This is a genomic window from Stieleria magnilauensis (assembly GCA_007753675.1).
GTDB lineage: Bacteria > Planctomycetota > Planctomycetia > Pirellulales > Pirellulaceae > Stieleria > Stieleria magnilauensis.
The window spans coordinates 9,796,605-9,811,849 of sequence record CP036432.1; the positions used below are offsets into that span (position 1 = coordinate 9,796,605).

Annotated in this window: 13 protein-coding genes; 7 read left to right on the top strand and 6 right to left on the bottom strand. The window is 60.6% G+C overall.

Going from position 1 to position 15,245, the window contains the following annotated elements:
- Nucleotides 1–4 precede the first annotated feature (4 nt).
- Together TBK1r_RS39320 and TBK1r_RS35050 are read left to right on the top strand one after the other, a co-directional pair.
- Nucleotides 5–1,726 (top strand): hypothetical protein, encoded by a 1,722-nt coding sequence (locus TBK1r_RS39320; RefSeq protein ID WP_419580699.1) that lies wholly within the window; start codon nt 5–7, stop codon nt 1,724–1,726.
- Nucleotides 1,727–3,004: a M20 family metallopeptidase gene (locus TBK1r_RS35050; protein WP_145220533.1), complete on the top strand. Its 1,278-nt coding sequence runs from the start codon at nt 1,727–1,729 to the stop codon at nt 3,002–3,004. It abuts the gene before it with no gap.
- Nucleotides 3,005–3,244: 240 nt separating this feature from the next.
- Here TBK1r_RS35050 and TBK1r_RS35055 read toward each other — a convergent pair whose 3' ends face one another.
- Nucleotides 3,245–3,508 carry a hypothetical protein gene (locus TBK1r_RS35055; protein ID WP_145220535.1) on the bottom strand — a complete coding sequence of 88 codons (264 nt, stop codon included), beginning with the start codon at nt 3,506–3,508 and terminating at the stop codon, nt 3,245–3,247.
- Between the two features lie 167 nt (nt 3,509–3,675).
- Between TBK1r_RS35055 and TBK1r_RS35060 the strand changes: the two genes are divergently transcribed.
- On the top strand, nt 3,676–4,458 hold the full coding sequence (locus TBK1r_RS35060; RefSeq protein ID WP_145220537.1) for a hypothetical protein: 783 nt from the start codon (nt 3,676–3,678) through the stop codon (nt 4,456–4,458).
- 286 nt (nt 4,459–4,744) lie between these two features.
- Here TBK1r_RS35060 and TBK1r_RS35065 read toward each other — a convergent pair whose 3' ends face one another.
- From TBK1r_RS35065 to ftsY, 4 genes are all read right to left on the bottom strand, one after another.
- Nucleotides 4,745–5,683 carry a universal stress protein gene (locus tag TBK1r_RS35065; RefSeq protein ID WP_145220539.1) on the bottom strand — a complete coding sequence of 313 codons (939 nt, stop codon included), beginning with the start codon at nt 5,681–5,683 and terminating at the stop codon, nt 4,745–4,747.
- A 154-nt stretch (nt 5,684–5,837) separates the two neighbouring features.
- Nucleotides 5,838–6,863: a hypothetical protein gene (locus TBK1r_RS35070; protein ID WP_145220541.1), complete on the bottom strand. Its 1,026-nt coding sequence runs from the start codon at nt 6,861–6,863 to the stop codon at nt 5,838–5,840.
- 226 nt (nt 6,864–7,089) lie between these two features.
- Complete coding sequence (locus TBK1r_RS35075) at nt 7,090–7,671, bottom strand: MiaE family protein (RefSeq protein WP_145220543.1); 582 nt, start codon at nt 7,669–7,671, stop codon at nt 7,090–7,092.
- Between the two features lie 17 nt (nt 7,672–7,688).
- Nucleotides 7,689–8,783 carry a signal recognition particle-docking protein FtsY gene (gene ftsY / locus TBK1r_RS35080; RefSeq protein ID WP_145220546.1) on the bottom strand — a complete coding sequence of 365 codons (1,095 nt, stop codon included), beginning with the start codon at nt 8,781–8,783 and terminating at the stop codon, nt 7,689–7,691.
- Between the two features lie 512 nt (nt 8,784–9,295).
- On the opposite strand from ftsY, the gene TBK1r_RS35085 reads away from it, so the two are divergent.
- The 3 genes from TBK1r_RS35085 (at nt 9,296) to TBK1r_RS35095 (ending at nt 13,542) form a co-directional block, all read left to right on the top strand.
- Nucleotides 9,296–10,630 carry a porin gene (locus TBK1r_RS35085; RefSeq protein ID WP_145220548.1) on the top strand — a complete coding sequence of 445 codons (1,335 nt, stop codon included), beginning with the start codon at nt 9,296–9,298 and terminating at the stop codon, nt 10,628–10,630.
- Nucleotides 10,631–11,023: 393 nt separating this feature from the next.
- Nucleotides 11,024–12,403, top strand: a complete 1,380-nt coding sequence (locus tag TBK1r_RS35090; protein WP_145220550.1) for a porin — start codon at nt 11,024–11,026, stop codon at nt 12,401–12,403.
- Between the two features lie 791 nt (nt 12,404–13,194).
- Nucleotides 13,195–13,542, top strand: coding sequence for a P-II family nitrogen regulator (locus TBK1r_RS35095; protein ID WP_145220552.1), 348 nt, complete (start codon nt 13,195–13,197; stop codon nt 13,540–13,542).
- Between the two features lie 76 nt (nt 13,543–13,618).
- Here the strand turns inward: TBK1r_RS35095 and TBK1r_RS35100 are convergent, their stop codons facing one another.
- Complete coding sequence (locus TBK1r_RS35100; protein WP_095739865.1) at nt 13,619–13,999, bottom strand: DUF3127 domain-containing protein; 381 nt, start codon at nt 13,997–13,999, stop codon at nt 13,619–13,621.
- 321 nt (nt 14,000–14,320) lie between these two features.
- Here TBK1r_RS35100 and TBK1r_RS35105 point away from each other — a divergent pair, with 321 nt between their 5' ends.
- Nucleotides 14,321–15,058: a 3-keto-disaccharide hydrolase gene (locus TBK1r_RS35105; protein ID WP_145220555.1), complete on the top strand. Its 738-nt coding sequence runs from the start codon at nt 14,321–14,323 to the stop codon at nt 15,056–15,058.
- Nucleotides 15,059–15,245 lie beyond the last annotated feature (187 nt).

Here is a 15,245-nt window from a genome sequence, read left to right on the forward strand (position 1 = left end):
AGAAATGTCCGCATCGAAACTTTCCGACCTGTTGCCGATTCGCACGTCGGCCGACAAACCCAACGCCTATCAAGTGTTCGGTTTGAAAAGCGGAGAATCGGACCCGGCGAAGATCACCGCGGCGATGCAACGCGTTTACGAGGGATTGAAGCAATCCAAGCCGACCGCCGATCCGCTGGTCTGGAAACAGGCGGCAAAGCTCGCCGAAGCGGCGCGAAAACAGTTGGAAGATCCACAGCAACGTCGCGCACTGGACGCCAGTCTAGGCGTGGCGGTCGACACCGCACGCGAATCCGGGCCGAGCACTGACTCCGGCACCGCGTCTGCTACTGCGGCCGAGCCGGACGATCCCTTGGCGTCACTGTTGCCCCGTTCCAAACCGCTGCCCACCTCCGCTGCCGGATCTTCGACCGACGGCGCGCCCGCCACTCGCGCCGCCGCGGTGCTGGGGGTGCCACCCGGATTGGCGACTCCGGCGACCGATCGCAGCGGCAACGCGCCCACGGCAGCCGTGCCGGCGCTGGGCACACCACCGCTGGGAACACCGGCAACGTCTGCGGATCCCACCACCGCCAGTCAACCGGGCGGTCAACCGGCCAGTGGAAACGCGCCGATCCCGTGGTCGCCGCCGAAACCGAAAAAGAAACGCCGCCGCAAGAAGACCGGACTGTTTCTGTTCGGCGTGTTTGTGTTGGTGATGTTGGGGGCAATCATCGGCCTGCTGCAATTCCTGACCCAGGGTGGGCAGATCGCGTTGCGTCCGGACGGTCTGCCCGCAGACAACGGCGTCGTGGTCGCCGAGCCGAGACCCGATTCGGATCGACCGCTTCCCACCGCAGCCGACCGTGATGGCGTGCTCGGCGAGGTGGCCGCCAGCGGGATCGCAGATTCGCTGCGCAAACCCAACAGCGCGGCGACGACGAATCCCGGTCGCGAGTCAAGCAACGTCGATCCACCAACCAGTCCGACACCAACGCCGACGAATCCGACACCAACGCCGACGAATCCGACACCAACGCCGACCAGTCCGACGCCGACCAGTCCAACGCCGGCGAGCATGATGCCGCCGGTCGGGATGTCGATTCCCGAGACGCCGATGACCCCCGAACCGCCGGCGACCGGCTCGACGCCTTCCACTCCGACTCCAACGGCGCCCCCGACTCCTGCGCCCGCCATGACGGCGGAGCGTGTCGCCGCCAATCAGGCCAAGATCGAAGCGGTCCAGCAGCTGATTCGAACGGCCGATTGGGATCAGATGAAACCCGCCGCCGAGGCGTTGACGAAACTTGATCTCGATGCGGAGCAATCCAAGCGTGCCAGCGCACTCTATGACATCGCCGACCTGGCGACCTTTTATCGCGGCGCGATCGGTCGTGGGTTGGCGACACTCAACACGGGAAGCACCTTTGATTATGTCGAAGGCCTACCGGTCATCGTCGTCGAAGTCTCACCCGAGATGTTGGCGATCCAGTTCAACAAGCGAACACGATCGTTCACCGTCGACGACATGCCGCCACGGCTGACGGAAAAGATCACGTCTTTTGCGCTTTCCCCTGAACGTCCCGACGCGGTCGCCGGTCAAGCATTGTATCGTCTGATTCACCCCAAGTGGCGCGTCGAGTATCGTGACGACACGTTTGCACAGCTCGCGGCCATCGACGGCCAACTCGAACAAGTTGACACGGCGATGCTGCAACAAGTCGCCAAAGAACTCTTTTCAGAATAGATGCCACATTCGATCGAAGCTTCACCTCCCGATGGTACGATCGCTTCGGCCATCGCGACGCTGGAGAAATTGATTTCCTTTCCTTCGGTCAGCGCGAAAAGCAACGTCGACATCAACGACTGGTGCGCGGCCACACTCGCCCAAATGGGGTTCACGATTTGGCGCAGCGGATACCGCGATGAGCGTAGCGTGCGCAAGGCAAACCTGGTCGCGGTCCGCAACCCTGTCGGGACGGAGCAGCACGAGACCTCTGCCGATCACCGCGCCGCGGCGGCGTCTCATCAAGGGCTCGCGTATTTTTGTCACACCGATGTCGTGCCGGCCAAGAAGTGGGTGGGCGCCCCGACTCTATCGAGTCCTTCCACCGACGATGCCGCGAAGGGACCGTTTGATGCGGCGGGACCGTTTGATGCGGTGGTGAGCGACGATCGAGTGTATGGACGCGGTGCGTGTGACATGAAGGGTTCGTTGGCGGCGATGCTGTCCGCAGTGGCTCGCGTCGATGCCCGTCAACAAACCGCACCGATCTGGATGGTGTGCACCGCCGACGAAGAAGTCGGATTCAACGGCGCTAAACACCTCGTCGATCACTGCGACGGTTATCGCGAACTGGTCCGCGCCGATCCCGTCTCGGTGATCGGCGAGCCGACGGAGATGAATGTCGTTTACGCGCACAAGGGGATCCAGGGGTTCACCGTCCACAGTCGAGGTCGCGCCGGTCATAGTGCGACCAACTTTGGAATCAATGCGAACGAGGCGATGGTGCCGATGCTGGTCAAGCTGTTGGAGCTTTGCCGGCGGACACGTGACGACGCGGGATTGCAAGACGATCGTTTCGACCCGCCGGTGTTGTCTTGGAACTTTGGCGTCAGTGACCACAGCAACGTCGTCAACATCACGCCCGAGCGCAGTGACGCCTGGGTCAGTTTCCGCACGATGCCGGAGGTGGATGCGACGGAGTTGGTGGCCGAAGCGAACGCGACCGCGCGTCGGCTCGGCTTGACCGTGACGCCGATCGCCGGCTGCGACCCGCTGTGGACCGATCCCGACAGCGAGATCGTGTCGCAATTTCAAGCGATCGCCGGCACGCGATCCCAGACCGTTTGCTACGCGACCGACGGCGGCGTGCTGGGGGAATTGTCGCGGCGCATCGTGATCGGCCCCGGCAGCATCGCCCAAGCACACACCGTCGACGAATGGATCGCCATCGATCAACTGAGCCGCGGCATCGACTGCTACGAAAAAGCCCTCCGCCACTGGTGCACCGACGTGGCCTAAGCTTCCAGCTTGCGATCACCTGCCTAAGCTTCCAGCTTGCGATCTCCACGTGGCGTAAGCTTCCAGCTTGCGACCCCCCGCGACGTTTCGTCGCGCGGCATGCGTCGCATGCCGAGCGTCACGCGAAGCGTAACCAGGGGTGGCAAGCAAGATGCTTACCCCACCCCGCATGCTGCGCGTCACGCGAAGCGTACCCAGTGGGCGGCAAGCAAGATGCTTACCCCACCCCAAGCAAGAGGCTTACCCCACGGTCCCCGGGTCCAACTCGATCGCGGCGTCGGCGATCAGGGTGGGGATCCCGCCCCGGACGGGATACAGGCGCGCACCATCTGCGGTGGTAAGCCCTTGGTCCAATGCACTTTCGACCAGTTGGTCGGAGGCATCGCGGACCAATCCCTGGGCAATTTTTTCGTTCAAGTCGACGATCACCGCAGGGGACGAAATCTGCAACGTTTGCCCCGAAATCGGGCACTGAACCAAGTGGAGAAGTTTTTCATCGAGCATCTTTTTTTGTTCCGACGTGGGTATTGTTTCGAGTTGGCACGGTTCCATACCGATTCTGGGAAGGTGGCGATCGTGCGGAACTGACACGCCTGCATCGCCAGCCTTTCTTTTCAGTTGGAACCATTCACGCCGGGCATGAAATGGCTTGGGCGGGGAGTTTAACGAGCATGAACGTTCGCAAAACGGAATTGTTACGCAAGACAGCGGCCACGTTGTTCGTCGCAGCGGGCTCGATGGCCCTTTCCGGCGGGGCTGGTGCACAGGCCCCCTCCGGCGATCTGCACAAGGACCCGGTGACCGGCGATATCTATCGTACCGTGACGCAGCGGATCACGCGTCCGGTGGTCGAGGACCGCGTCGAACGCCAAGAAACCGTCGTGCATCGTCCGGAAACCGTCACGGAGATCCGACCGGAAGTCCGCACCAGCTACTCCCCCGTCACTCAGATGAAATGGATGCCCTATGTGGAAGGACGCTGGAACCCGTTCCGGCAGCCCACGGTCGCCTATCGTCAAGTCCCCGAAACCCGTTGGGAAGCCCGCAGCGAGGTCGTCAACCGCGCGACCACTCAAACGCGTTGGGTCGCTGAAAAACGGACGGTGGAAGTGCCGAAACGGACCGTCCGCTACGAAACCACCGAACAAAAGGGGCTGGAACTGGTCGCCCGTGCGATGCCGCAACCGAGCATCGGATCCAACGTCGCCCCGGAAGTCGCCGCACGGCTGCGGCCGATTTCGACGACCACCGACGGGACCTATGCCACCCAGCCCGTCACGGCGATCGCGTCCAACACCGTCGGTCGATCGACCAGCGAACCGCCGATGCGTAGTTCCATGCAATCCGGAATGCGAACCAACGTGCTGCAACCGGCCAACGGGCTCGGTGCGCCGGTCCCGACCAACGCCGGGACGGTGATCGCGACGGTGCCTTCGTTCTCGGTCTATCGATAGCATCGGGCCCATTGGCATGCACAGCATGCCCTACGTGTCTGTGAAGCATTTATTCCCTGGGTTTTGCGAGGTGTTAGCGGCAGGGCGCAAGCCCTCCGGTCCCTCATCGTTCTCGAAACACCGGAGGGCTCGCGCCCTACCGCTAAAAAATGCTTCACAGCGACACCCTCCGGGGTCGCGTCGAGCGGGGAACCGGGTGTCCGGAGGTATCGCTCCGCTCACCTCCGGCTACTGGCTTGAACCCCGTTCGGGGTCATGCCACCTACGCCGGCACGGAACGCGTTGCTTACCCTTGCGGTACATGGCTGGGGACGACCAGCACCGGATGCGGACTGCGGCGAATTCGGTCTTGGGCGAATCCTTGGCCGAACCGGTCATCGACTTCCAAGGGCAAGACCAACAGCGTCTGGTCTCGGTTTTGCAAGGGATTGGGCGGCGCGACCTCGCCAGCCAGTGGCCGCAAATGGTAGCTGCGTCCGAGCTCGGTCGCAGTCTTGGCCATCGCACCGTGGATCGAGTGGTGCGTCTTGGTCAACGCATCGGAGAACGATTCGGGGTCCAGCGTCGCGCCGTCGGAAAGGGCTTCGACGATCGATTTAATATTCTCGTACTGCTCTTTCTCGACGACCAAATCCAACGTCACGGTCGCGTCATCGGCCGACAGCCCGAAGGCCCATGCGGCGGCTTTCAATTCGACGTCACACTCGGCGCCGACGACGACAGAAACCTTGCCGACGCATTCCGCCAGCGTCTGGTCCTCGCGGCGGATGACCAACATCGGACAGGGGCAGCGCGACAGCAACACATCGATGACGGTGCCGGCGCTATCGGTGCCGACCTTGTCAAAATCGCGACCGAAAGGACACGGGACAACCAGCAGATCGACCGCGTGCGTTTGCAGCGCCGCCAGAATCATCTCGTACGATTCGCCTTCGCCCCGCTGAATCGGCCGCGCCCCCGAAACGGCGTCGACCACCGCGGTGGTGATGTCCCCATCCGGTGATGGGCGGGCATCCAAGACCAACGTTTCCACGTTGAAGGTCTCGCGCAAGAAACCGGCCGCCGCGATTCCCGACTTGTCTTGGGAGGATCCATCGAGAACCAACAGGACACGCGCGGGCTTGATCGGCTGCAGCGCGGGCTCATCGCCGACTTTCGATTTTTCGAACATCCGCATGGACTCGTCGACTCCGCGGTCGACTTCGTTCGGCTCCGAATCAGACATGAATGGTGGGTCGCGTTGTGGGAAGTATCGAACGGGTGGAAAACAGGTGGCAGCGGCTGGCAGGCTCGTCGACAGCCCGGCAGCCACTGCCACGTCGGTGCACGCCCCAGATTCTATCGCGATTCCCCGTTCGATGTAGCACGACACCGCGCCGTCAGGACCCTTCCTGACCAAGTTCCAACAATTCGCGCGCCGCATCGCTGTATCCGAGCACGGCGACGCGGACCTGCATCGGCAACGAGCGAATCTGATGATCGGTGTAGGGGTCAAGCAGGTTGCTGGTGACACCGTGATACCACTGCGACGGCGTCGTCGGTTCATTGGAGGACGGGACGACGCGGCGCCAGAATTGCGTGATCGCATTGGAACCGGACTTCGGGTGCTGTCGCGCGAACGCGGCGAGTTTACGATCCAGATTGGCAAGCCGCAGCGCGATCGTGGCCGCCTCGGCATCGCCCTGCTGATGAACGGCAACGACAAAGTCTTGCTTGGCCACGGCGCGAAGCTTGGCCGACCCGAACAAGGATCGATCGACCCCGTGTGCGGTGATGTTCAGATCCAGCAGCCCGCCGCGCCAGGCGTCCGGAACCGCGAACGAAATTCGAAATCGCTTCTCCCCTTCGAGCACCTGTTGGCTGGTCCAGCGGAATTTAAAGTACACGCCGCGACCGCGATCGGTGGTGCCCGATGCGATCACCGCTTGCACCGGTGCTTGACGCTGGAACTGGGTCTGATCGGATCGTTTGCGCGAATCGTCGGCCCCGAGACGCCCGGCGCCGACGTGCGGCACGACGCCGTCGACGCTCAGCCCTAACGAATCGGACAGTTCGTCTTTGGTGGTCACCGAAATCGGGCCGGCGAAATCCGATTGCAGCTCCGTTTTGGGCGAGAAATCGATCACCGGCAAGCGGTCACGCAAGCCGCAATGAACCAGCAGATGGTCGATCGGTGGCGCGTCGTCCGAGGAAACATCGGTCCGCCCCGCAATCAATGACGACAACACCAACTCGACCGAAACCTCACGCGGTTGGCCGGGCAGGGACGTGTCCAGCGCCGTCGCCACCGCCGGCATGTCGAACTGAATTTTGGGGGCCTCGGCCGAAGCATCGACGGCAACCAGGCTGTGCGTGGTGATCAGAAAACCTGCAGTGACAACGCATCGTTTGATGAAAGCATCCATTTGAGAAATCTCCCGTGATCGTCTTGTGCGTCATCGGAATCATTCCGTCGTGTCCAAAAACCGGTTCCACCGATTCGAAAGCAACGATATCGCCTGGTCCCGGACCGGCAACGCTTACACAATCGACGCAATCGGCGTCTGAGCAAGACACGGCGCGCATGCTGGTTGTCGTGAAACATCCACTCGATCGTCATCCACCACAGCGCCGCGGCGTGAAACAATTCGATCAGCTGTGCATCCGCGCCAGGGGGCTGCCCTTGGCAAGGATCGCCGTTTCCTGCTCGGACAGTTGGTCGAGTCGTTCCAAGACGTCGCGCCGTGGTGCGAATTGTTCGGCCAGCTTGACGTAGGTGGTGTGATGGCGGGCTTCGGATTCGAACAGACTGGCATAAAAATCCGCCAGCTCGTTGTCGCGCGAACGAACGTGATCGGCAAGCAAGCGGAACCGTTCACAGCTACGAGCTTCGATCAGCGAGGCGATCAGCAATCGGTCCACGCCGCGTTGAGGTTCGCGCTGACGCGTCAGCGCATTGAGCTCGCGTCCGTAGTGACCGCTGGCGAGTCGCTTGAAGGTGATGCCGCGACGATCGAGGACGTCCATCACCATGTGAAAGTGCTCCAGTTCCTCCTGAATGATCCGCGTCATCTCGACACACAGCGGCCGATTGTCGGTATAGGAATTCATCAGATTCATCGCCGTCGACGCCGCCTTGCGCTCACAGTGGGCGTGATCGATCAAGATCTCGGGCAGGTTTTCGTCAACCTGCCCGAGCCAACGCTGGGTCGATTCGGATTGGAGGTGAAGCATGTCAGTCCGGCGGCGGGTCAATCGGCGAAAAGGGCGGTGGCAAAGCTGTCGGCATCAAACTCCGCGATGTCTTCGATGCTTTCGCCGAGTCCGACGAATTTGACGGGAAGTTCAAATTGGCGACGGATCGGCAAGATCACTCCGCCGCGGGCGGAGCCATCGAGTTTGGCCAAGATGATGCCCGTGCAACCGGCCGCGTCGCTGAACCCCTTGGCTTGGCTGATCGCGTTTTGACCGGCGGTCGCGTCCAGGACCAACAGGACTTCGTGCGGGGCATCTTCGACCTTCTTACCGACGACGCGGCGGATCTTGTCCAGCTCCTGCATCAGGTTGGACTGTGTCTGCAATCGTCCGGCGGTATCGATGATGGCGACATCGGCACCGATTTCGATTGCCTTGTCGACCGTTTGAAACGCCACGCTGGCCGGGTCGGCACCCTGTTTTCCCGTCACGATGTCGCAGCCGATCCGCTCGGACCAGATCGTCAACTGTTCGACCGCGGCGGCGCGGAACGTGTCCCCGGCGCCCAAGACGATCTTCTTGCCCTGGGACGTCAGGTGGTGGGAGAGTTTTCCGATCGAGGTCGTTTTGCCGCTGCCGTTGACGCCGACGACCAGGATCACGCTGGGTTTTCCGGGCAGATTCAGCGGGGCGGCGTCCTGTTGGAGCATCGCCTGGGTTTGGGCGGTGATCGATTCGAGGACCTCGTCCAGCCCGACTTTGCGGCCGCGGTAGCGTTTGGCGACGTCGTCACGGAGTTCTTCGGCGGGGCCGGCGCCCATGTCGGTGCGGATCAGTTTGGCGAACAGTTCGCCCAAGAATTCGTCATCGACCAGCCGCCCTTCGTCTTTGAACAGGTCGCGGATGTCGGTGTTGAGTGCCCGCCGTGTTTTTTCCAGCCCGTTGCGAAATCGCCCGAACAAGCCCGCCGACGACTCGGCCGCCGCTGCCGGTGGAGAGGCTGCCGGTGCTGAGGCTGCCGGTGGCGAGGCTTTGGGGGTGGCTGCGGCTTGCCCGTGATCGGCTGCGGTGGAGGGTTCCTGCTGGGCCGGACCGGACGGCTGGGCGGGGGGTGAATCGTCTGATTTTTTCTTCGAACGCCAAAAAACCATCGGTCTTGTTCTCGGTCGGACTATCGAGTGGGTGGGGAAAGGCAAAGTGTGCCGGAAAGGTCGCCATTGCGGTACCGCCCGGTGGTTTGGATTCCGTTTGCCGACAGTTTACCGTCGGATGACCCGCGGATCAGGGAGCCTCTTCCCAGTCGGCAAAGTTTCTCTGATAGCGCTGTGCGGCACAGTTGGACCACGTGGACCGCTGCTGGGGGGACCGACGCAAAACATTCCAATTCGACCCCAAATCATGAACAAACCATCCCGATAACGCAGGTGACGACAGAGGCGACGCGTCAGACGGTCAAATCGTAGCGTCCGACACTCGACTCCCGTTTTGACCACGGTCGGCTCTGCTGATCGGAGACGAACACGGGATGGCAAGCAGTCAGACATGCCTTGACCCGACCAATTAGGGTCTCAGCGGCCCGCGTATCTTTGGTCGCGGGCGTAATTCGTTGTTGCCCTGCCCTTTTTTAGAACCCAGAAAATGGAATTCGGGAGAATTTAAAGCGATGAAGCTTAGCAAGATTGCCATGCTGGCTGCGATTGCCTGCGCGTCCTACACGAGCAGCATGACCGCGAGCGGAAATGACTCAATTGAACTGGTCTCGCACTGCGCGGCCGCTTGCGATTGCGGCGAGCCGGTCTGTGGATGCGAAACAGTAGTTGGCTGCGATCCATGCGGTGACGCATGTGATAGCGGCTTTGGCGACGCAGGATGCTGCGACGCCGGATGCGACGGCGGATGCGACTCGGCGTGTGGATGCGGTTTGGGAGGCGGCCTCGGCAGTCTTCTCGGCGACTGCTGCTTGGGCGAACAATGGTCACTCTTCGGTGAGCATTGTGGCTGGAGTGCAGGCGGTTGGGTCCAAATGGGCTACCACGACCGCGCTCTGCCCATCTTCAATGACCGCCCCGATGAATACAACCTGCACCAAGCCTGGTTGTACGCTGAAAAGGCGATCGATACGTCCTGTGGCTTCGATATCGGTGGCCGAATCGACTACGTTTACGGTATCGATGCGCAGAACACCCAAGCGTTCGGCACGGGAAACCGCGGCTGGGATAACGATTGGGACAACGGCGGTGCGAACGGCTACGGTCACGCCCTGCCCCAACTGTACTTCGAAGCCGGCTACGGCGATTTGTCCGTCAAAATGGGACACTTCTACACCATCATCGGATATGAAGTCGTGGCTGCACCCGGCAACTTCTTCTACAGCCACGCGTACACGATGAACTATAGCGAGCCCTTCACCCACACCGGTGTTTTGGCAACCTACAACGTGAACGACAACGTCACCGCCTACGGTGGATACACCTTGGGCTGGGACAGCGGCTTCGACGACAACGGTGACAGCTTCTTGGGCGGATTGTCGGTCGCAATGAGCGACGATCTCACCCTGACCTACGCGACCACCTTCGGTCGCATCGGTGCGGCTCCCCTGGGAACCCCCGAGCAAGGTTACATGCACTCGATCGTCGCCGATGTGACCTTGAGCGACAACCTGCAGTACATCTTCCAGTCCGATTACCTGGATACCGAAACCTCGGCCGGTGCGACCGTCCGCGAAACCTTCGGCATCAACCAGTACCTGATCTACACCCTCAGCGATTGCTGGGCAGCGGGTGGACGATTCGAGTACTACAACAACGAAGGCATCTTCGGCGCTCCCGGTAACGACTCGGACATCTACGCCTTGACGATGGGCTTGAACTACAAGCCACATTCCAACGTCGTCGTGCGTCCGGAAATCCGCTGGGATTGGGATGACGATCAAGTCGCCGGATTGGAAAGCGGCGACGACCAAACGACCTTCGGAATCGACACGATCTTCTTGTTCTAAGACGCATCGAATCGAAGACCGCTTCGGTCCACTGTACCGGCCGGCGGCCGCTCGAACCCCTCGAGCGGCCGCCGGCTTTTTTTGTGGCACCGCCACGGCAAACGCCACCTGACCGGTACGAATTAACACCCAGTGTCAAGATCGGCAATCCTGGCAGAATGCGAAAAGCCAGAAGAGTCGATTTCTCGGCAATTTTCTCCCGATACATCTCTTGGAAGATGGTCAAGCGGTTCTCGATCGGCGCCCTCGCAAGGCGGGCGTATCCGTCCTTCAGATACCGCCGGACACGTCGAACTTCAGCCTGCATAAGGCTGCGGTTCGATGTGTCTACCGATCACACGCTACGCAATACCAAGAAAGGAACGTCCTTTGACGGGACGACGAGGGAGACCCATGAAACGTAAATTGTTATTCAGCACGCTCGCGTTGTTGTGCTTCGGCGGCAACGCCTTGGCTGGTGGACCGTCTGCCGATGGAAACTACCACGCTCTGTACCAAGCCGCCCCAGGGGCCAGCGGGCAGATCGCACAGGTCGGATGCACCGATGACGTCGGTTGCGGTTGCGAAACGCCCTGTGACTGTGATGCCGGAGCCTGCGATACCGGAGTCTGCGAACCCGATTGCGGTGCAGACACGATCGAGTATTGTGACTCCGGTTGCGACGGTGGCTGCGATGCCGGTTGCGGATGCGGCGGCGGACTCGGCGCCGGACTGTTCGACAAATTAGGCCAGTGCGATCTGGGCGAGCCCTTCGCCCTGTTCGGCCAGTGCGGCAACCTTTCCGCCGGCGGTTGGGTCCAAATGGGATACCACACCGACGCCACGCCGCTGTTCAACAGCCGCCCCGATGAATACCAGCTTCAGCAAGCTTGGTTGTGGGCGGAAAAAGCGATCGACACGTCCTGCGGATTCGATATCGGTGGTCGCATCGACTACGTCTACGGTACCGATGCCCAGGACACCCAAGCGTTCGGGATCGCCAACAACCACTGGGACAACGATTGGGACAACGGCGGAGCGAATGGCTACGGTCACGCGATGCCACAGCTTTACCTGGAAGCCGGTTACGGAGACCTGTCGGTCAAAGTCGGAAACTTCTACACCATCATCGGATGGGAAGTCGTGACCGCCCCGGACAACTTCTTCTACAGCCACGCGTACACGATGTACAACAGCGAGCCGTTCACCCACACCGGTGCTCTGGCGACCTTGGCCGTCAGCGACGATGTCGAAGTCTACGGCGGTTACACGCTCGGTTGGGACAGCGGCTTCGAGGACAACGGCGACTCGTTCCTGGGCGGTGTTTCGTTGGCCCTCAACGAAGACATCAGCCTGATCTACGCCGCCATCGGTGGTCGGTTCGCCGACAAGGGCGGCAACACCGAGAAGGGCTACATGCACTCGATCGTTGCCGATGTCGCGCTGACCGACAATGTCCAGTACATCTTCCAAAGCGATTACCTGGACACCGAAAACCAAAACAACATGGGCGTTCGGAATACCTTCGGCATCAACCAGTACCTGATCTACACGCTGACCGATTGCCTGGCCGCAGGGGCACGCTTCGAGTGGTACAACCAGGAAGGCGTGTTCAGCAACTACGGCACCGAGACCGACATCTACGCTCTGACGATGGGTGTCAACTACAAGCCGCATGCCAACGTGGTCGTGCGTCCCGAAATCCGCTTCGACTGGGACGACGATCAAGTCGCCGGCCTGGACGAAGGCGAAGAGCAAACGACCTTCGGAATCGACACGATCTTCTTGTTCTAAGCAACAAGGCGTCCGAAACGAAATCGCAAACGCGATTCCCGCAAGAGGCCGCGTCCGCCAAACGGTGGACGCGGTCTTTTTTCATTCCGGCGCTGCCTCAAAGCGGCCTCAAACGACGATCAGCCGTTTGGTACGAGCCTACGGGCCCTCACCTTAGCAACCGACGCTTCACTTAGCGGTGTTGGCCTCATCCGTGCCCAATCCATTAGCATCGACCTGCCTATCAACTGGGCAGCAATACGAGATCAGGCCCTTCGAATCGACCGACCGCGACTCGCCGCGAACCCACGATTTTTTTTAAGTCGTTTGGGGACAGTCACTTGAGACCCATTCTCGACTACCGATCGCGTCTTTGGCCCAGTGGATGCTCTCTCTGGCAAACGTCCTGGCCAGCGATCAGCTGCACCGCTGTGATCCACACCACAGCCAGCGGTCAACAACATGGCCAGCGATTACCAACACACGTGGTTCTACCTACCGCTGCCCTGACGCCAGTCGAGACTTGTCTCGGCTGGTGGCAGGGCATCCGAACAACGCTGTCGGCCACGCCGCTCTCTCGGTGATGGTTGCGACTTGTGAACTCTCGGTCCCGTCCCGGACCGGAAGCTGCCCGGCTCGGAGGAGTGTCCGCCTCGCTCCTCCGAGCCCGGGCTTTTCCTGGGACGCTGCGTTGCAGCGTTGTTGCCTGGGGCTTTTTCTGGTCGCCGCCGTTCGGTTATAGTCGCCCTTCGCCAGACGCGATCACTTGTTGGTGGATGCGTTGACGGAAACCATCAAAGGACGCAGCACCTGTGAAATTGATCATCGCCATCATCCAACCGACCAAGCTCGATGCGGTCAAAGAAGCCTTGACGCAAGTCGACGTGCACCGCTTGACCGTGCTCGATTGCCAAGGTTTTGGCCGCCAAAAAGGACAAACCGGCAATTACCGCGGCACCGAATTCAGCGTCAACCTGCTCCGCAAGGTGCAATTGCAGATCGCGGTCAACGAAGAGTTCGTCAAACCGACGATCGAAGCGATCCTGTCGGGAGGACGCAGCGGTGACGCCGGCGAAATCGGGGACGGGAAAATCTTCGTCCTGCCGATGGACGACTGCATCCGCATCCGCACTGGCGAGACCGGCAGCGAAGCGATCTAACGCCGAACCGGCTGCCAGCCTCTCGATCAGCCTCTTTGACAGGCTGGAAGCCTATCCCACTTCCACCGCACGCCGATCAGAACGGGGCGTCTTCTTCACTGGCCTCGTCAAACGCCGCGTTGGGGTCGGTCACCCGCTCGCTCATCGCGTCGGCCGGGTTGGCGTTGCCGGTGATTTTGAAGGACGTCGCTTCGACATTGACGAAGAACTTGACTTCGCTGTTGGCGTCCTTTTGCCAGCGTCGGCCGTTGAGCCGATAGGTGATCTCGACCTCGTCGCCTTCGTTCATCTCGTCGACCGAGTCACAGGAATCGCGGGTGAATTCGACCGGCACAAAATTGGTGAAGCTGCCTTTGTCCTGCTCCAACACCACCAATCGCTTGCGAAAACCCTTGCTGCCGTACGTCTTGGTTTCCTCGATCAAATGGACAACGCCGGTTACGGATGGGTCGCTCATCGCTTCTCTCAAAATCGCTCGGAATTAGTGTTTTTCGGGGTCGCGAATTGTAGCCTGTCCGGCTGGAGAGTGAGAGGGGGAGCAGGGTCGGCGGTGGAGAGATGGCAAAAAATGGCGGGCCGCAGAGCGACGCTGGGGATCCGGGAGGAGTCGACAAGAAAATGGATGACAGGAAAATCTTGAGTGTCCGACCGAAAAAATCCTGAAACCTGAAACCTGAAACCCGAAACCTGAAACCCTGGCACCCCCCGGCGTCTGCGGTCATAATGCCGGGCTTGAATCCGCTTCACTGCCAAACATTCCCCTCTCACGAGAACTCCCATGCTCCGCCCCGTCCTGTTCGGCACCCTTTGTCTGTTCGTTTCCGCCTGCCTTGCCGAGTCGCCCGCGGTCACGGCGCCGCCTGAACCGGACGGCATGACCCAACTGTTCAACGGCGAAGACTTGACCGGTTGGGACGGAGACTCGCGGCTGTGGAGTGTTCGCGACGGCGTGATTCACGGCGAGACGACGAAGGAGGTTTCGACCAAGGGAAATACGTTTCTGATTTGGAAAGACGAAGTCGCTGATTTTGAGCTGCGATTGTCGTTCCGTTGCACCGCGTCGAACAACTCGGGCATTCAGTATCGATCGCAACGCGTCAAGACGGACGAGCAAGCGGTCAACCAATGGGTGCTGCGTGGCTATCAACATGAGATCCGCAACGAAGAAGACTTGCCGAACGTGCCGGGTTTCATCTACGACGAGAAAGGCTCGCGCGGACGCATCTGTCTGGTCGGTGAAAAAGCGGTCTGGAACAAAGACGGCAAGAAGGTCATCGGCGAACCGCTGATCAGCAAAGAGGAGTTCAAAGAGTTGATGAAAGTCGACCAGTGGAACGACGTGGTGATCATCGCCAAGGGCAACCATCTGCAACACTTCCTCAACGGCCGGTTGATCCTGGACTTCACCGACAACCATCCCGAAAAGTCGTTTTCCAAAGGCTTCCTCGGACTGCAGTTGCACGCCGGAGCACCGATGTGGGCCGAATTCAAAAACGTCCGCCTGCAAAACCTCTAGTGGCGTAAGCCTCCAAGTGGCGTAAGCCTCCAAGTGGCGTGAGCCTCCAAGTGGCGTGAGCTTCCAAGTGGCGTAAGCTTCCAGCTTGCGTCCCCCCAAAAGCGCAGCGCCCGGCCACCCTCTCTTCCCCACCACCGCGAAACTCATCAACGGCTGATTGGATTGAATCATCCGTTGGACGCGAGCC